Annotated in this window: 16 protein-coding genes; 13 read left to right on the top strand and 3 right to left on the bottom strand. The window is 61.7% G+C overall.

Annotated elements, in window-relative coordinates:
* Positions 1–71: 71 nt before the first annotated feature.
* Entirely contained in the window at positions 72–1,568 is a 1,497-nt protein-coding gene (locus C2U47_RS19390; RefSeq protein ID WP_103261864.1) for a DUF4041 domain-containing protein, read from the bottom strand.
* Positions 1,569–1,572: 4 nt separating this feature from the next.
* The gene (locus C2U47_RS19385; RefSeq protein ID WP_103261863.1) at positions 1,573–1,920 is read right to left on the bottom strand and encodes a hypothetical protein; all 348 of its coding nucleotides are present in this window, start codon (positions 1,918–1,920) and stop codon (positions 1,573–1,575) included.
* A gap of 387 nt (positions 1,921–2,307) precedes the next feature.
* Here C2U47_RS19385 and C2U47_RS19380 point away from each other — a divergent pair, with 387 nt between their 5' ends.
* From C2U47_RS19380 to C2U47_RS19320, 13 genes are all read left to right on the top strand, one after another.
* The gene (locus C2U47_RS19380; protein WP_010674397.1) at positions 2,308–3,744 is read left to right on the top strand and encodes a circularly permuted type 2 ATP-grasp protein; all 1,437 of its coding nucleotides are present in this window, start codon (positions 2,308–2,310) and stop codon (positions 3,742–3,744) included.
* The gene (locus C2U47_RS19375; protein WP_010674396.1) at positions 3,738–4,664 is read left to right on the top strand and encodes an alpha-E domain-containing protein; all 927 of its coding nucleotides are present in this window, start codon (positions 3,738–3,740) and stop codon (positions 4,662–4,664) included. Before C2U47_RS19380 ends, C2U47_RS19375 begins: the two co-directional genes overlap by 7 nt.
* Positions 4,661–5,461 carry a transglutaminase family protein gene (locus tag C2U47_RS19370; protein WP_010674395.1) on the top strand — a complete coding sequence of 267 codons (801 nt, stop codon included), beginning with the start codon at positions 4,661–4,663 and terminating at the stop codon, positions 5,459–5,461. The genes C2U47_RS19375 and C2U47_RS19370 overlap by 4 nt, the downstream gene beginning before the upstream one ends.
* The gene (locus C2U47_RS19365; RefSeq protein ID WP_223916588.1) at positions 5,445–6,194 is read left to right on the top strand and encodes a peptidase; all 750 of its coding nucleotides are present in this window, start codon (positions 5,445–5,447) and stop codon (positions 6,192–6,194) included. Before C2U47_RS19370 ends, C2U47_RS19365 begins: the two co-directional genes overlap by 17 nt.
* 82 nt (positions 6,195–6,276) lie before the next feature.
* Positions 6,277–6,762 (top strand): YqhA family protein, encoded by a 486-nt coding sequence (locus C2U47_RS19360; protein WP_010674393.1) that lies wholly within the window; start codon positions 6,277–6,279, stop codon positions 6,760–6,762.
* Between the two features lie 118 nt (positions 6,763–6,880).
* Positions 6,881–7,330 carry a hypothetical protein gene (locus C2U47_RS19355; RefSeq protein WP_103261862.1) on the top strand — a complete coding sequence of 150 codons (450 nt, stop codon included), beginning with the start codon at positions 6,881–6,883 and terminating at the stop codon, positions 7,328–7,330.
* A 4-nt stretch (positions 7,331–7,334) separates the two neighbouring features.
* Entirely contained in the window at positions 7,335–10,316 is a 2,982-nt protein-coding gene (locus tag C2U47_RS19350) for a YncE family protein (protein WP_174722080.1), read from the top strand.
* The gene (locus C2U47_RS19345) at positions 10,316–11,155 is read left to right on the top strand and encodes an FTR1 family iron permease (RefSeq protein ID WP_052814858.1); all 840 of its coding nucleotides are present in this window, start codon (positions 10,316–10,318) and stop codon (positions 11,153–11,155) included. Before C2U47_RS19350 ends, C2U47_RS19345 begins: the two co-directional genes overlap by 1 nt.
* Before the next feature lie 75 nt (positions 11,156–11,230).
* Positions 11,231–12,655: an FAD-dependent oxidoreductase gene (locus C2U47_RS19340; protein ID WP_052814857.1), complete on the top strand. Its 1,425-nt coding sequence runs from the start codon at positions 11,231–11,233 to the stop codon at positions 12,653–12,655.
* 47 nt (positions 12,656–12,702) lie between these two features.
* Positions 12,703–13,263, top strand: coding sequence for a hypothetical protein (locus C2U47_RS19335; protein ID WP_052814856.1), 561 nt, complete (start codon positions 12,703–12,705; stop codon positions 13,261–13,263).
* Positions 13,264–13,369: 106 nt separating this feature from the next.
* Positions 13,370–14,632 carry a hypothetical protein gene (locus tag C2U47_RS19330; RefSeq protein ID WP_052814855.1) on the top strand — a complete coding sequence of 421 codons (1,263 nt, stop codon included), beginning with the start codon at positions 13,370–13,372 and terminating at the stop codon, positions 14,630–14,632.
* A gap of 69 nt (positions 14,633–14,701) precedes the next feature.
* The gene (locus C2U47_RS19325; protein ID WP_103261861.1) at positions 14,702–16,390 is read left to right on the top strand and encodes a 6-pyruvoyl-tetrahydropterin synthase-related protein; all 1,689 of its coding nucleotides are present in this window, start codon (positions 14,702–14,704) and stop codon (positions 16,388–16,390) included.
* 52 nt (positions 16,391–16,442) lie between these two features.
* A complete protein-coding gene (locus tag C2U47_RS19320; protein WP_010674385.1) occupies positions 16,443–17,639 on the top strand; it encodes a Bcr/CflA family multidrug efflux MFS transporter in 1,197 nt (398 codons plus the stop codon).
* Positions 17,640–17,698: 59 nt separating this feature from the next.
* On the opposite strand, the gene C2U47_RS19315 is transcribed toward C2U47_RS19320, so the two are convergent.
* Positions 17,699–18,265 carry a pyridoxamine 5'-phosphate oxidase family protein gene (locus C2U47_RS19315; protein WP_041212871.1) on the bottom strand — a complete coding sequence of 189 codons (567 nt, stop codon included), beginning with the start codon at positions 18,263–18,265 and terminating at the stop codon, positions 17,699–17,701.
* Positions 18,266–18,272 lie beyond the last annotated feature (7 nt).

The following is an 18,272-nucleotide window of genomic DNA, read 5'->3' as shown; positions in this document are numbered from 1 at the left end:
CTGTGTAGAGTGGTTATTCACTACCGACCTCAAAAACCCAAGTGACATCATCACTTGGGTTTTGAGAAAATCTACGCTACTTCAGTGGAAGTCAAAGCTCTTTTATCAAACTCCGGTTCAACAGCTTGAAGACGCAAACTCTCATAGTATTCCTCTGCCAGCGCAGTCATTTTAAAGTCAGCGTCAATATCAACAATTGTATCCACTGCATCCTTTATCGATAACAAGTCCACTTGGAAGAACTCTTTTCTCAAGTTAACTGCATTGACCCGATGCTCTCGAAACTCCCGATGCAAAGTAGCCTCCAACGCCGGAGCATCATCGGAATAAATCATAGCATGAACATCAAAAGAAAATGGCACACTAGCATCACCGAGCTCTTTAACTCGATCCATAGGGTCTAGTCGCCTTGTTAAACCAATTTTATAGACATCCTCACCAAATGAACCAATATTACTGATAACGTATACATGGCCTTTGCGTGTTTGTTCAGCCATGCTCTTTGCCCGAGCCTCTTTCATCTCAGCCTCAAGTAGTTGCTGTTCAAGCTCAGCTATTCTCTGCTCTGCAAATGCCCTTTCGCTCTCAGATGCTTTCAACAACTCTTCTCGCGCCTTGTTCAATAGCTCCCTATATATACGTTCTTCCTTTTCAGCCTCAGCAATAGCCCGCTCATACTCTTTAATAGCTCGCTGTTCTTCGCGGATTTGTTCTTTTATGATTCTTTGCTCATCCGCCTCTTCTTGCTTTTTCAAGGCATATTGATACTGAAGTTTGCACTCTTCGAACTTCAATTCTACATAGCTGATATTAAAACCACATTTCAATGTTGCCGCTGATTTTTCAAGTGTATTAGCCAGGTTCTCTATTCTCTCCAAGGTTCGAGCAAAGTTACTAGGGCTCACTTTACCGATCAAGAGATCACATTCAATATTAAATGCTGTTAGCATTAACTTTACTTGACCATCAAGAATCTTTTTATTTAATGACTTGTCATTTGCTATAGTCAGAGCGATAGGATACGTTATCGCATTTTTATCTCTAATTAAGTCTTTTTGTTGGCTTCGGACATATTTTATTTCTTCTGAGAATCTGGCTGATGTTTCATAGAGATACTCTGGAGTTTCAAAATGCCCAACAGATGTGAACTCGTCCAACCGAGAGTATAGATCAAGCATTCCCATCAAATTTTTAACGTCAACATTGAGCTTTGTTATTTCTAATGCCAGCCTGTCTTTTTCTTCATTTTGCTTGTTATTTGTTTCAGTTGCTTCGCAGATTCGTTCTAAAAGCCGAGCTTCATCTGCCTTAAGTGCCTGTAGATCTTTCGTCTCAATTCTGACCCGCTCTAATTCTTGCGCATCGTTATATAAATCACTTTTAAGCGATGAAAGGCTATCTTTTAACTGAGACAACTCCTGCTCAAGGCTTGTATGCTCGCCAAGTTTAGCATCAATGTTGGCCTTATACTTAGCCAGTTCCTTATTACTTTTTCCCTTGATAATAAAATAGCCTATCAATATTGTTGCAATTGCACCAATGATGACGGCTAAAAGCATGTATTCCATTTTTCTACCTTAGTTGTAAACTGATAAATTGCTGGCGTAGAGTCGCTCTCTCCAAACATCTGTCTTCATATTCTTCTTGGGCATCAGCAAGCTCATCTTTTAATCTTTCCTTTGCCTGAACAATACTCAGCTTTTCAGCTTGTTTTGCCAGTGCAGATCTTTCTTTTTCTGCACGAATTGCATCTCGCTCCTGTTCTCTTAAAAATTTTTGATATTCTCTTTCTGCTCTAGCATTTTCGCGTTCAGCTGCTTTCTGTCTACGCGCTGAATCCCTAGCAGCCTGTTTACCAGCCCTGTCAATAGCTTTAACAACTTTGATAGATAAACCTAAAAGACTACCCCGCCTTGCCAAACCATCCTCCTTACAACATTTTGTTTATATAGCCTTAGTCATATGAAAACATAGAAGCCTATTTGAAATCCATGATCGATATAACAGTCTCGGGACTGGGCTTTTTCGTTTCCCCTGCCCCAGCTCGGGGCAAGGGGGCGCGCCTCCCGCCCCCGCATCCCGCTGCGCCCGTCCCTTGCCCTCATGGCCTGTTGCCACAAGATGGCGCAGCCATACCCTCTCTGGGGTACCACTCTGGTGCGCCCTGCCTTGCCCCGTGATGACATAAAAGTCATCCATATGATTTTTCAATGAAAAATTACTGACACTGGCCTCGATAGCGACTCAATTGGCTGGCACAGCCCTTGCACTTTGTGATGTACGCAGGGACGTCACAAGGAGTTGCCTATGCTGCCCATCAAGCCCCCCGGACCCGGTTGTTACGACGAGATGCTGCTCACCGACAACCAGTTTCGCGATCATTACCACGCCTACCTCTCGTGGCTGCACCAGACCGACGAGAAGAGCATAGAGCGCAAGCGTGAAGAGGCCGACCTGCTGTTTCGCCGGGTCGGCATCACCTTCAACGTCTACGGGGATGGGGACGGCGCCGAGCGCCTCATCCCGTTCGACAGCATTCCCCGCATCATTCCCGCCCGGGAGTGGCAACATCTGGACAAGGGGATCCGCCAGCGCGTCACCGCCCTCAATGCCTTTCTGCACGACATCTATCACGATCAGCGCATCCTGAAGGCGGGGGTGATCCCGGCCGCCCAGATCCTCACCAATGCCCAGTACCAGCCCTGCATGCAGGGGGTCGATCTGCACCGGGACACCTATGTCCACATCACTGGGGTCGACATCATCCGCAACCACGACGGTGAGTACTATGTGCTGGAGGACAACCTGCGCACCCCCTCCGGGGTCTCCTACATGCTGGAGAACCGCAAGATGATGATGCGCCTCTTCCCGGAGCTGTTTCACAACCAGCCCATCGCCCCGGTGGAGCGCTACCCGGCCCTGTTGCTGCAGACCCTGCGCGAGAGCAGCCCGGTGGACAACCCCTGCGTGGTGGTGATGACCCCGGGGCGCTTCAACAGCGCCTACTTCGAGCACAGCTTCCTCGCCCAGCAGATGGGGGTGGAGCTGGTGGAGAGCGCGGATCTGGTGGTCAAGGATGGTCAGGTGCTGATGCGCACCACCACGGGGCTGAAACGGGTGGATGTCATCTATCGCCGCATCGACGACGACTTCCTCGATCCCCTCGCCTTCAACCCGGACTCCCTCATCGGCGTGCCCGGGCTGCTCTCGGTCTACCGCGCCGGCGGCGTGGTGCTGGCCAATGCCATCGGCACCGGGGTGGCGGATGACAAGTCCATCTACCCCTATGTGCCGGAGATGATCCGCTTCTATCTGGGGGAAGATCCCATTCTCAACAACGTGCCCACCTGGCAGTGCCGCGAGCCGGCTGCCCTCTCCCACGTGCTGGCCAATCTGGAGGAGCTGGTGGTCAAGGAGGTCCATGGCGCCGGCGGCTACGGCATGCTTATCGGCCCCTGCGCCAGTCGCGAGGAGCTGGCCCGTTTTCGCGAGCTGCTCAAGGCGCGGCCGGACAACTACATCGCCCAGCCGACCCTCTCCCTCTCCACCTGCCCGACCTTCGTCGACGCCGGCATCGCCCCCCGCCACATCGATCTGCGCCCCTTCGTTCTCACGGGGCAGGAGCTGCGCCTGGTACCGGGCGGCCTGACCCGGGTCGCCCTCACCGAAGGCTCCCTGGTGGTCAACTCCTCCCAGGGCGGTGGCACCAAGGACACCTGGGTCATGGAGGGCAGCCCATGCTGAGCCGCACCGCAAGCGAACTTTACTGGATGTCCCGCCACCTGGAGCGGGCGGAGAACACGGCGCGCATGCTGGACGTCACCCAGACCATGTCGCTGATGCCCTCCATCGACGCCGATCACAGCGAGCTGGTGGCGCCCCTCACCATCAGCGGCACTCACGAGCCCTTCCTGGCCCGCTACGGCCAGGTGAACATGGAGAACCTGCTGCAATTTTTCTGCTTCGACGAGGAGAACCCGAGCAGCATCTTCAGTTGTCTGCGCATGGCCAGGGACAACGCCCACGCCGTGCGGGGCAAGATCCCCGGTGAGGTGTGGGAGAGCATCAACGCCGCCTGGATAGAGATCCGCCGGCGCCGCCAGGCGGGCCTCTCCAGCGGCCAGGCCCAGGAGTTCTTCGACTGGATCAAGGAGCGCTCCCACCAGTTTCGCGGCGCCACCTATGGCACCATCATGCGCGGTGACGTGCTCTGGTTCCTGCGCCTTGGCACCTTCATCGAGCGGGCCGACAACACGGCGCGCATCCTGACCGTGAAGTATCAGGTGATCCGGGAGGACGAGGACAGCGTGCGCGAGTTCTACCGCTGGAACGCCCTGTTGCGGTCAGTGGGCGCTTACGAGGCCCACCAGACCCTTTACAAGACGCTCTCCCATGCCTCCATCGCCGAGCTGCTGATCCTGCGCAATGAAGTGCCGCGCTCCCTGCGGGCCTGCCTCGACGAGATGGAGCTGATCCTGGCCCAGATCGAGGGCAACGCCGGTCAGACGCCCCGGCGCCTGACCACCATACTCAACGCCCATCTGACCTATGGCGCCATCGACGATGTCTTTGCCCTCGGCATGCAGGAGTACCTGAGTGATTTCCTCAGCGACATCGGCGCCATCGGCCAGAGCATCCACGCCGCCTACCTGGAGGTATTATGAGACTCATCATCGATCACCAGACCCGCTACCACTATGCCGACGTGGTGCGCCGCAGTACCCAGTACCTGCGCCTGACCCCCCACAGCACTGCCCGCCAGCAGATCCTCTCCTGGGAGCTGGAGCTGCCGGGGGAGGCCACCTGCACCACGGACGGTTACGGCAACATACTGCACGTGCTGAGCCTGGAGTCCCCCCACGAGGGGATCCTGATCCGCGCCCACGGGGAGGTGGAGATCTGCGACGACGCCCCGGAAGATGAGGAGTCCTCCCTCATCTCTCCCCTGAGCTACCTGAGGCCCACCCCCCTCACCCGCCCGACCCCGGCCCTGCAGGATCTCGCGAAGGCCTGCCTGCCAGAGGAGCCAACCCTGGCCGACTTGCAGAGCCTGATGGCACGCATCCTGGTGCTGATGCCCTATCAGCCAGGCAGCACGGATGCCACCTTCAGCGCCGACGAGGCACTTGCTTCGGGCAGCGGCGTCTGTCAGGACCACACCCATGTCTTCCTGACCTGCTGCCGCCACGCCGGCCTGCCGGCCCGGTACGTGAGCGGTTACCTCTACAGCCAGGACAACAGCCACGTGGCGATGCACGCCTGGGCCGAGGTGTGGATCGAGGAGCGCTGGCACACGTTCGACGTCACCAACCTCACCAGCTCCACCAGCGAGCACCTCAAGCTCGCAGTCGGCATGGATTATCTGGATGCCTGTCCGGTGCGCGGCGTGCGCTATGGCGGCGGGTGCGAACAGTTGCAGAGCCAGGCGCAGGTGACCCGCCTGGATGGACAGCAGCAATGAAGACCGGGAGAGTCCTGGCGGGAGTGCGGTCATGACCTATTGCGTCGCCATGTGCCTGCAAGACGGCATGGTGTTTGCGTCCGATTCGCGCACCAATGCGGGGGTGGATCACATCGCCACCTTCCGCAAATTGCACCTCTTCACCCGGGAGGACAGGGTGATAGTGCTGCAAAGCGCGGGCAATCTGGCCACCACCCAGAGCGTCATCAGCCTGCTGACGGAGGGGCAGGAGCTCCTTGCCCTCCCCAGCCTCTACGAGGCTGCCGCCCTCATCGGCCAGACCATACGCACCGTCATCAGCCGGGATGGGGGTCAGCAGCAGGGCCATATCAACTTCGGCTGCAACATCCTGCTGGGGGGGCAGATCCGGGGGGAGCGCCACCGCCTGTTCCACATCTATCCGGAGGGCAACTTCATCGAGGCGAGCGCTGATACCCCCTACTTCCAGATTGGTGAGAGCAAGTACGGCAAACCCATCATCGATCGCATCATTCACCATGAGACGCCGCTTCAGACCGCCCTGCAGTGCGCCCTCATCTCCATCGACTCGACCCTGCGCAGCAATCTGTCGGTGGGCTTGCCTCTGGATGCCCTGGTCTATCACGAGGGCAGCTTCTCGGCGACGAACCAGCACCGCATCACCGAACAGAATCCCCATTTCGTGGCGCTGCGAAAGGCCTGGGGCGAGGGGTTGCAGCAGTTGTTCCAGGGCCTTCCCACCTTCCCCCTCTAGGCCGGGCGGGAGGCGCCAAGGCGCTTTCCCGCTCCTTTCTTTCCGGATATTCTGGCTGCCTTCCTTTTCGATGGAGTTTCCCATGCGCCGCTTCAACGTCATGCTCAACGGCAGCCGGTTGATGATGTTCCCCTTCTATGTCTGCATCCTTATCTGTGTCGCCCTCCTGATGGTGAAGTTCGCCATGCAGCTCTATGTGCTGTGCCGCGACATCATCGACATCCACTATCTGGATCTCATCACGGGGGTACTCACCCTGGTGGACTTCGTGCTGGTGGCCCAGATGCTGATCCTGGTGGCCATCTGCGGCTACGTGCAGTTCATCAAGACCCCGGAGCAGCGAGCAGCCCTTGGCGACAACTGGCTCAGCAAGATCAACTTCGCATCCCTCAAACTCATCGTCATCAACTCCCTGGTGACCATCGCCGGCATCGAGGTGCTCAAAGCCTTCCTCGACGACGGCACCGGCAACGAGATCGAGATGAAGTGGTCGGTCATCGTCTTCCTCGCCTTCTCCACCGCGGCACTTATCTATGCGGTGACCGAGCGGCTGGCGGAGCACAAATAGGACCCGATGCCATTCAGGGTCTATTCATCAAGAGCCGAATTGATAACTCTTTTCATTACCCTTACTGCATTGTAAACTTGCTCGCCCCGGGCTGAACCGCCCGGGAGCTGGAGCACCCATGACGAGTCTTTCCCTCTCACCACGACAATGCTGGCAGTGGCTGGCCTATCACCATCAGGCGGCCGAGGGTGCCCTTTATCTGATGTTTTTCTCCGGTCTGCTGCTGTGGGAACCCCTGACACCGACCTGGTCCCTGGCGCGCTGGAACCTGTTTTTGCACGTCGCCCTCTCGCTCACCCTGTTCCCCTTGCTGTTTGGCGCCTTCTGGCTCTCCCATCGCAGCCTGCTGCGCAAGAGCCGCAAGCCTTTTCTGCGTACCACGGGACGCATCATCGAAGCCTTGCTGCTGGTCTGTCTGGCAAGCGGACTGGTGCTGGTGCTGCACGGCACCCCGGGGGATAGCCTCGGCAACCTTGCCAGCTGGGCCCACTGGCTGAGCGCCCTCGCGTTGACGCCCCTGGTGCTGCGCCACGCTTGGCGCTGGACCATCTTGAAATGGCGCACCTGATCTTATGTTGAAGCTGTTGTTATCCCTGATGTTGGCCACCCTGTTGCTGGGGACCGCCTCGGCCCGGGAGATGGGCGCCGCCATGATTGCCTATGACGAGGGGAGCGCCCCGCGCCTCGTCACCGCCAACCAGAGTGCCGGCTCGATCACCCTGCTTGAGCGCGATAGCGGCAAGCGACTCAAGGAGGCACAACTAGGTGGCGATCTGCGCCAGCTGGCCCGCGCCGATGACGGCACCCTGCTGGTCACCGATTACAGCGGCGATCGCCTGCTGCTCTTGGATGATGAATTCGAGCTGGAAAAGGCGATCCCCACCGGCCATAGGCCCTATGGCGTCATCTTCGATCCCAAGCGGCAGTGGTTCTGGGTCACGCTGTTCGAGGGAGGGCGCCTTCAGGCTTATGACAGGGCGGGCAACCTCCAACTGGATGCAAAAACCGCCGAGACTCCCCGTGGGCTGGCCCTGACCGACAATGATCGCCTGCTGCTCACCCACGCCATGACCGGCCAGCTCGCCATCTATGATCTCGCCAAGCTTGAGAAAGACGCTAAGGGGGCTACTCTGCCCAAGCCCAAGCTCATCACCCTGGCGGAAACCCACAGCGCGCCCCCTACTGGAAAAGCGAGCGACTCCCAGGGCTTGCCGCGCCTGCTGGACGGCATCGCCCTCTCCCCCGATGGCAGCGAAGCCTGGCTGCCCCACGTGCTCTGGAGTTTCGATCACCCCTTCCAGTTTCAGAGCACCGTCTTCCCGGCCGTCTCCATCATCGATCTCGATGAAGAGAAGGAGCGGGTCGATGAAAGAAAACAGCTCTTCTTGCAGATCAACCTGCCCAGCGTCGGCAACCGCAGCCAGATCGTCTCCAACCCGTTCGCGGCGCGCTTCGCCGCCGATGGCAAGCGGGTCTACCTGACCCTGGCGGGTTCCGAAGACTTGCTGGTGTTCGACCTGTCGCGCAGCGGCAAGCAGAACAGCAACCGCCACCGCCGCAAGAAGTTTCAGGGGGGCGCCAAGGCGACCCAGCTCTTGCGTCACCTGCCGGGCCAGAATCCGCGCGATCTGCTGATCGATGGCGACCACATCCTGGTGCACAACGTCATGGGGCAGGATCTCACCCGTCTCAACACCGGCGGCAGCGGCCCGTTTGCCCGGGTCACGGTGGATGTGCCCCACTTCGCCAAACTGGTAGAGACGGATCCCCGCCCCGAGCCGCTTCAGCGCGGTGAACGATTGTTCAACCTGGGCAACACTGCCGCCAACAGCCGCTTCCCCATGGCGGGGGACAACTGGATGAGCTGCAACTCCTGCCATCTGGACGGGTTCAACTTCACCAACCGCTATCTGATGGCGGCCCATCGCCAGAAGAGCGGCGACAACGCCATCAACGGCCACGCCAACCTCGCCAACATGGTGGCGGGGGACTTTATCGGCGAATACCTGCGCATGACCCAGCAGACCCAGGGCGGCATGGGCCATGACACCCGCGATGGGGCCGATGCGGTCGACCCCGCGAGGCCCCAGCCCGAGGTGCAGGCGATGATGGAGGATCTGCACGCTTTCGTCACCAGTGATGGCAACCTCCCCTATCTGGCCAACTGGCTTAGGCTCGATGCCCCGCGCAGGGATCCTGCCAAGGCGCCGACCACTCATCCGAAGGAGTGGCTCAACTCCGCCTCCTGCCAGAACTGCCACCAACAGGCGTTCAAGGACTGGAGCGAGAGCAACCACCGGCTGATGGGCAACTCCCACCCCTACTACAAGGTGGTGCAGGCGCTGGCCCGCGAAACCGAAGGGGAGGCCTTCGGCCAGTGGTGCCAGGGCTGTCACATGCCCCAGCAGGTGATGAACGGCCAGACTGATCTGCCCAAGGGCTCTCACATGTTCGAGCAGGGCGGTGCTTCGCTCATTGCGGCCCACCAGAAAGGCGAGCCCGTGGTGGAGGAAGGGACTGGCTGTGTGCTCTGTCATCGCATCACCAAGCTCGAGGATGCCGGCGGCAACAGCGCCTTTACGGTCAATTTGAAAGACCGCGAGAGCTATGTGTTCGAGGATACCCCGGGGGGCAGCCTCCAGCACTGGCTGGCAGAGCGGCAGATCAACGCCCGCCCCGCCATGCACAAGGCCTCCTACCAGAAGGATTTCTACCGGGACGCGGCCCTGTGCAAGTCGTGCCACAACGAGTTCGCCCCCGGCACCGGCGCCAATATCGTCAACACCTGGGATGAGTGGGAAAAATCCAGCTTCGCCAAAGCCGAAGATCCTGCCAAACGGCGCACCTGCATCGACTGCCACATGAACCCTACACCTGGCAACGGCGGCGCGCCGGTGGCGGGCCAGTCCACCGAAAACGGCACCGTGAAAGAGCGGCTCTATCGCCACAACTTTACCGGCGCCCAGCATCAGCTGGTGGGGCTGAGGAGTGCAACCCTTGAGCAGGAGAGCCTGGCGCTCTTGCGCTCCAGCGCCACCCTCTCGGCCCGCATTGAAAACCAGAGCGGCCAACCCGCACTGGTGGTGAGAGTCGCCAACACCGGCGCCGGCCACGCCCTGCCCACCGGGGTCGCCGATTTCCGTGAACTCTGGCTGGAGCTGACCGTTACCGACGCCAGCGGCAAGCTGGTGCTTGAAAGCGGCCAGCCGGTGAACGGCGCCGTCCCTGAGGATGCGCGGCTGTTCAGAAAAGTGTTCGGCGATGCCGAGGGCAAGCCGGTGGGGCTCAAGTTCTGGCGCTATGCCAAGCTCCTTGAAGACACCCGCATCCCGGCCGATGGCTCGCGCGATGAAACCTGGCCGCTGCCGGCGGACGCTCAGGGGCCCTTCAAGGCCGATATCAGACTCAATTTCCGCACCTACCCCAAGTGGGTCAATGATGCGGTGCGCGCCGCCGAGCCGAGCTTGCCGGAGCCCCCCATAGTGCTACTCAATCGGCTGCAACTGACCCTGCAGCCCCTCCCCGTTACGCCCGATACGGAGCCTCAATCCTGATGTTCGCAAGTTTTCTCATTACCCTGCGCGAGGGGCTGGAAGCCTTCCTGCTGGTCGGCATCTGCCTCTCCTACCTCGCCAAGCTGGGGGCAAGCCGCTACAACAAGTTCATCTATCTGGGGGTGGGGCTGGGTCTTATCGCCTCCCTCGTCGTCGCCTTCCTGTTCCAGGTGGTGGTGAGCCAGTTCGAGAGCGAGCGCTATAACCATTTGCTGATGGCGGGGATCCTGATGTTCGCCACCCTGGTGCTCACCTATATGGCTATCTGGATGCAAAAACAGGCCAAATCCCAGGTGGGGGCCATGACGGCGCGCATCGATGCCGCCATCGACGGTGGCAACCTGTTTGGTCTGGTGCTGCTCGCCTTCCTGGCTGTGATGCGCGAAGGCTTTGAAACCGTGCTCTTCTTCTCGGCCCTGGTCTACTCCGGGCAAGGGGTGGATCTGCACCAGGGGCTGATGGGGGCGCTGGCCGGACTGCTGGTCTCTGTGGTGCTGGTGTGGGGGCTGCTGCGCTCCACCCGCAAGGTGGCGCTGGCCCCCTTCTTCCGCTGGACCGGCCTGCTCATCATCATCATCGCCGCAGGCTTGCTCTCGTCCGCCGTCAACATGTTGCAGGCAGCGGACGTCATCACCTTCTGGGCAACGCCGGTCTTCAACATCAGCCACATCCTCGACGATCAGGGGGTATTCGGCACCTTCCTGCGCGCCCTGTTTGGCTACAACGCCTCACCGGCCGGCCTGCAGTTGCTGACCTGGGCCAGCTACCTCATGATCTTTGTCACCCTCTGGCATCGCAGCTATCGCCCCCAGGGGAGCGCTGCCCCGACCAAGGGCTGAGCCCGGGGATCACACTCTGTTCGGGAGCCGCGCACAGGCGGGCTCCCCCAGCTATCACGCCGTTTCGGAACACTCATGAACGACAACAACAAGAAGCATATTGCGGTGCTGGGTGCCGGCCCTGCCGGTTTGATGGCCGCCTGGCGCCTGCGCCAGGCCGGTTTTGCGGTCACCCTGTTCGAGCAGGAGAGCGTGGTGGGCGGCATGTGCGCCACCCAGACCTTCAAGGGGCGCGACGGGGAGTATCGCTTCGACTACGGCGGCCACCGCTTCATCACCAAGAACCCCGAGCTGCTCGCCTTTATCGATGAGCTGATGGGGGACGACCTGCTCCACGCCGAGCGAAAGAGCGTCATCCGCTTTGGCGGGTGCACCTATGACTACCCTTTGAACCTGCCCAATTTGCTCAAGACGGCGCCGCTGGCCCTGATGGCCGGTGCGGTGAAGGATCTGCTGCTGTTGCCCTTTGCCAAGAAGCCTACCGATTTTGCCAAGGCGAGCTTTGCCGAGTGGATCCAGAGCCACTTCGGTCGCACCCTCTACCGCCAGTTCTTCGAGGGCTACACCGGCAAGCTGTGGGGCATCAACCCGGACAAGCTCTCCGCCGACTGGGCCGGCCAGCGCATCAGCCTGATCGATCTCAAAGACGTGGCACGCCGCCTGCTGCCAAGGCGCAACGGCAGCATGTCGGTGCGCACCTATGCCCGCAAATACCGCTATCCCAAGTACGGCTTCGGCCAGATCTTCACCACCTTGGGGGAGCGGTTGGTGGCCGAAGGGGTTGAGCTGAAAACCGGCGCCACCATCACCCGTCTCGAGCAGGCTGATGGCCGCATCGAACGGGTTTATTGGAAACAAGATGACGTGGAGCAGAGCGAGCGCTTTGATCAGGTGATCTCCACCCTGCCGCTGCCGCTCACCTGCCAGCATCTGGGCTTGCCGTGTGATCTGCACTACCGGTCGCTTCGCTTCGTCAATATGCCCCTCAAACAGGAGAACCTGTCGGACAACACCTGGCAGTACCTCTCCGACCCCCATATTCTGGCGACCCGTCTGCAGGAGCCGCGCCGGCGCAGCCCCTTTATGGCGCCCCAAGGCCAGACCTCGGTGATGCTGGAGATCCCCTGCAATCCGGGGGATGCCACCTGGCAGGCACCGCTCTCTGATCTGCGCGGCCGGGTCACCGCCGATCTCGACAGCCTCGGCGTCGATACCCAGAAGCTCGGCGATGAGACATTCGAAGCGCGCAGTGAATACGCCTATCCGCTGATGGATCTGGGTTATCAGGCCCGCCGCAACGAAGCCATCAAGGCGCTGATGCCGATAGGCAACCTCATCATGACCGGCCGTCAGGGGACATTCCGCTACATCTTCACCGACACCGCCATGGAGATGGGGATGATGGCCGCAGACATGGTGATCGACGGGGTGGACAGACGTCACGCCATCTTCAATCATCGCAACGAAAATACCGTCATTGAAACCCAGAGCGTGGCCTGAGTGCCGCGCCATGGGCATAACCTCTTGGCATAAGTAAGGAGAACAGGATGACCATCCGCCCGGGTTTACTTGCCCTCACCCTGCTGCTGACCCTGAGCGGGCAGGCGCAGGCTTACTCCTACGCCGCAGCCGGCAAGGAGCCGCTGATCGATGCCCGCGAGGCACTGCTGGGCGCCGCCACTGACGGCAAGGATGCCAGCGCCACCTTGAGCGAGATTGCCGAGGAGCTGACCTATCTGGAAGAGCACCACCAGGTCGAGCTGCAAGCACCGCTGGCCGCCGCCATCAAGGCCAAAGACGCCGTGGCTACCGCGGCCCTGCTCAACCGGGCCTACAAGGCGGAGATCGAGCGCCGCCTCGAAGGGGCCAGCCAGAACCTTGGCGACTACCAGACCGCCAAGGTGCTGGTGGTCAAGAGCAAGCGCTTCTTGGATTTGATCCTCCCCTCCCTCAATGAAGGAGATCGCAAGGCCGCCGAACAGGCGCTGGCCAAGGTGCTCGATGCCATCGGCAACCCGGGAGTGTTCGGCGTGGGTGCCAAACCTGCCGATGCCGCTGCCTTTGGCGATGCCGAAAAAGCGCTGATGACCGTGCTGGCGCCGCTTTGATGACCTCTCATCGATGACGACGGCCCCCCTCATCCCCACCCCTTCTCCCGCAAGGGGAGAAGGGGGGCGTCGCCACGGCCGATTACGCTTCGCTAATCGACCCTACTTGCTTGCCCTGCTGCAACTGGCCTGGCTTGGCTGGCTGCTGACCTTCCCCGTGGCGCTCGATTCCGACGATGCCCTGAACATCGCCCACGGGGTGGTGCGCTTCAGCGTACTGGAGTTCTCCCCCCACTTTCCGGGCTACCCCGCCTTTATCTGGCTGGCGCGGCTGATCAATCTGGCGGTGGACGATCCGGCCCGCGCGGTGCAGTGGGCCAGCCTCTTGGGGAGCAGTTTGCTGGCGCCACTCGCCGCCTCCCTCGCGGTCAGATTGTGGCAGCGGCCCAGCCTGCTGGCGCCGGTCTGGCTGCTGGTACTAGCCCTGCCGCTCACCCCGACGCTCGCCCTCTCCGGCCTGTCCGACGGGCCGGCGCTGGCCGCCTGGCTGGGCGCGCTCCTGGCTTTGCAACAGCGCAAGATAGCGCTGGCGGGTCTGCTGTTGGGCCTCATGCTGGCCCTGCGTCCCTCCTACTTCGTGCTGGCCCTGCTGCCCCTTTGGCTGGGGATGGCGCAGCAGGGCACGCGCGTCAGGTTTGTGCTCCCCATCGCGCTGGTGGGGCTAGCCTGCCTGCTGTTTGTCTGGCAGGCCGATGGCTGGGCCTATTTCAGCGAGGGGCGGCGCTTTACCGACGGCCACTTTACCCTGTGGGGCAACACGGCGGCAGCCCACGGGGATCGACTGCTGAGCTGGGCGAATACCTTCAACGATCAGCTCACCCCGCTCTGGCCCCTGTTGATGGGAGCCTTGCTGATACTGCCACTCTGGCAACGGTCAAAAGATCACAATGCGACCCCCTCCGTGCTCTGGACGCTCTACTGGCTCGCCCTGCTGCTCTGGACCCTGTTTGGCCAGAATCCGGACAATCCCCGCCATCTCGCGCCCATCACCCTGCTTGGCCTCGTGCTGCTGGCAGGCTGGCTGCCGCGCCGGGGCGAGCTGCCAGCCATGCTGGGAGCCCTGTTGTTGCTGCTCTGCACCCTCACCCCACCGGCGGCACCAGCCATGACCCGGGCCGCCAGACTGGCCGAACAAACGTGCCCGGCGCTGGTAACCCAGTGGGGAGTGAGGCTGCTTAGGGAAACCACAACCCTGCCCGTCACCGACGGCTGGTACCGGGGGGATGCCGCCCTTGCGCTCACCCAGGGGGCCTGCCGCCTCAGCCGCCGCCCCCTGGGGGCAGAGGCGCTACCAGGCCCTTATGACACCCTCTGGTTTGCCCCCCGCTTTCACGCCGAACCCGGCCTCTGGCTCGCCCTGCCCCGCTGAACCGGGCGCTTGCGAGGGCATCGCTCGACTCGTCTACACTCACAGCCGGGTCTGTCAGGAACCAGTGCAATGGAAAGAAACACGAGCGGAACCGGGGAGGGGATCCGGGTCGCGCTGGCCCTGTTGCTGGCCTGCGCCCTGCTGATGCTGCCGCTCTGGTGGCAGGGGGGCAGTCAGGGGCACGATCTGTTCCACCACCTGCTATCCGGCCACTACTTTGCCCGCCAGCTCTGGCAGGGGGAACTCTATCCCCGCTGGCTGATGGCCATGAACGGCGGCTTCGGTAGCCCCACCTTCTTCTTCTATCCCCCGCTCCCCTACTACGTCAGCGCCCTCTTTGCCGGGCCCGGTGCCCACCCCCAGCAAGCCATCTACCCTTTGCTTGGCAGCGCCACCCTGGCCCTGCTGCTCTCCGGGGTGTTTGCCTATCTGTGGCTGCGTGCCACCACGCCCCCTGGCCGGGCCCTGGCCGCCAGCCTGCTCTATTTGGCGCTGCCCTATCATGTCGCCATGGATCTCTATGCCCGCTTCGCCCTGGCGGAGTTCTGGGCCTTCGCCTGGGCTCCCCTTATCCTGCTGGGGCAGGATCTCGCCCACCGCGGACGACCTCAGGGGTTGCCCCTGCTGATCCTGGGGCTGGCGCTGCTGGCCTTCTCCCACCTCCCCAGCCTCTTGCTCATGATGGGGCTGGTCACCTTGCGCGCCTTCTGGTTCACCAGACGCACCCGCACTCTGACGCCCTGCTGGCAAGCCCTCGGCGCCCAGGGGGTGGGGCTTTGCATGGCAGCCGCCCTGCTGCTGCCCGCCCTGGCGGATCAGGGGGCCATCTCCATGGAGCTGATGCGCGGCGGCATGTTCGACTACAGGCGCAACTTTCTCGACCGCCTGCCCAGCGCCTGGGAGGACTGGCGTTTTCGCGGTCACCTGGCGTGGCAGAGCATGCTGACCCTGGTCCTGCTGCTCATCGCCTGGGCCGCCGCCCGGGAGCCGCGCCACCCCGAGCTGCTGTGCTGGGGGGCGATCGGCGTCGTCGCCTTCCTGATGATGCTGCCCCCGAGCCAGCCTCTCTGGAGCCTGCTTCCCCCCTTGCAGCGGGTCCAGTTTCCCTGGCGGCTCAACCTAGTGCTCGCCCTTGCCACGGTCGCCGTGGTGGCGCTCGACACCCAGCCCCATCGTCTCTGGCAGGGGCTCTGGTGGGGAGTATTTCTGCTGACCCTCCTCTCCACCCTGGCCTATGTGCGTCACGCCCCCCTCACCCAGGCCCCCGAACGGGAAGCCATGGCATTCGAGTTCGACAGCAAGCGCAGTGCCCGGGAATACAGGCCAAGGCAGGTGCCGGGGGGCATGTTCGCCCCGACCCTGCTCGCCTGGAAGGAGGAGTTCCAGCCGCCCGTCAGCGCCGAACCGCCAGGCGCGAGCTGGAGCCTGACCCGCTGGCAACCCCGCGCCCTGGCGCTGGAGGTCAAGGCCCGGGTGCCGACCCGGCTGGTCCTGCACCAATACCATTACCCCAGCTGGGAGGCCCGCCTCGACGGGCACCTGGCGCTGACGGTGAGCGCCAATCGCCAGGGGTTGATGCAACTCTGGGTTCCGGCGGGCCACCACAGTCTCACCCTGACCCTGGCGGTACGATGGCCGGAGCGCACCGGCAATGCCCTCTCCCTGCTTGGATGGCTTGCCTGGCTCTGGCTGCTCTGGCGCCACACCAGACAAAAGGGCATCGGGCAGGATGCACCTGATCGCGCCCGCCAAAACTGATAGACTCAACACCTGCCTCTCAACCCGGCCCAGCCCACGACTCGGATACCCTATGCCCCAAGCCAGCTCCCTCTCCCCCCGTTTCCTCTTCATCCTGCTCGGTGCCCTGGCGGGCCTGACTCCGCTCGCGGTGGACATGTATCTGCCCGCCATTCCCGCCATCGCCCGGGATCTGGCTACCAGCATCGACGGCGCCCAGCTCACCATCAGCGCCTTCCTGGGGGGCTTTGCCATCGGCCAGCTCTTTTACGGGCCGCTCGCCGACAGCTTCGGCAGAAAGCCGGTGATCCTGGCGGGCCTGACGATGTTTGCCGTGGCCTCCGTGGGCTGCGCCATGGCGGACTCCCTGCCTGAGCTCCTCGCCTGGCGCATGTTGCAGGCCGCAGGGGGCGCCGCGGGTTCCGTGGTGGTCAACGCCCTGCTGCGCGACCTGTTCGAGAAGGATGCGTTTTCCCGCGCCATGTCCTTCGTCATCCTGGTGATGACCCTCGCCCCCCTGGTGGCCCCGGTGGTAGGGGGGTACATCAGCGCTCACAGCGACTGGCGGGTCATCTTCTGGCTGCTGGTGGCCATCAGCCTGCTCATCTGCCTGGTGATGCAGTGGAAGATTGAGGAGACCCTCAAACCCGAGCACAAGCAGCCCCTGCGACTCGGGCAGGTGCTTCGCAACTACTGGGGGGTGCTCTCCCACCGTGGTGCCATGGGCTATGTGCTGTGCGGCGCCCTGTCGAGCTCCGGCATGTTTGCCTTCCTGAGCGCATCCCCCTATGTCTACATCGAGTATTTCAAGGTGCCGACCGAGCACTATGGCTGGCTCTTTGGTCTCAACATCCTGCTGATGATGGTGGTCACCTTCGCCAACAGCCGGCTGGTGAAAGGGGTGGGTGCCGAACGCATGCTGCGATACGGCCTGACCGTGCTGCCGCTCGCCGGGGCCCTGCTCATCTACAACGCCTGGAGCCAGACCGGGGGCCTGTGGGGCATCGTCATCCCCGTCGTGCTCTTCGTCGGCCACATCAGCCTGGTGGGGGCCAACGCCATGACCGGCCTGATGGGCCACTTCCCCCAGTCCGCAGGCACCGCCTCGGCGCTGGCGGGTACCCTGCGCTTTGGCCTTGGGGCCCTGGTGGGGGTACTGGTCAACCTCAATCCCCCCGAATCGCCGCTCCCCATGGCCATCGCCATCGCCGGTTGCGGCCTGGGGTCGGCCCTCAGTTACTGGCTGCTGAGCGGCAAGCGCGTCCCCTGATGCCTTGCAATGAAAAAGCCCTGTCCATGGACAGGGCTTTTTGCATCGGGGCGCAGGCCTCAGTCATCGGCCTGCAACCCGCTGCGCGCCAGGATCTCGCTCTCCAGCCCATCCAGGCTTAGCTGGTTCTTCTTGCGCCAGTAGGCCTCAATCCCCTCCCGGCCCTGCCGCTCGGACCAGTTGGCAAGATCCTCCCTGTCTCCCTGGTACTCATACAGAGGCACCGACATGCCGCACGACGTCTGGACCCGTTCAATGTTCAGCAGGAAGATCTGGCGAGCCGCGACGCTTGGGGGGAACAGCGCCAGCAACGACGGCCACTGCGGATCAGTGCGGTGCAGCACCCGTGCCTGGCCATAGGCTCGCAGAATAAGCGGCGCCCCCTCGAAGGCGCAGAACATCACCGTCATGCGCGGCTGTTGCAGCACCTGGGCCGCGGACTCGTTGCCGCTGCCGGTCAGGTTGAGCCAGACCAGGGTGTGGGCATCGAGGACGCGCAGCGAATCCCCGCCCTTGGGGGAGAGATTGACCGATCCCTTCGCAGCCGCCGTGCCGACGAAGAAGATCTTCTGCCCCTCGATAAAGGTGACATGGCGCGGCAAAAGCGCCTCGAACAGTTGTCCCATCCTGCCT

Origin of the sequence: Aeromonas sp. ASNIH7, from assembly GCF_002903485.1 — a bacterium.
GTDB lineage: Bacteria > Pseudomonadota > Gammaproteobacteria > Enterobacterales > Aeromonadaceae > Aeromonas > Aeromonas caviae.
Note: the sequence above shows the minus strand (reverse complement) of the source record. Positions and strands in the feature narration are given on the sequence as shown.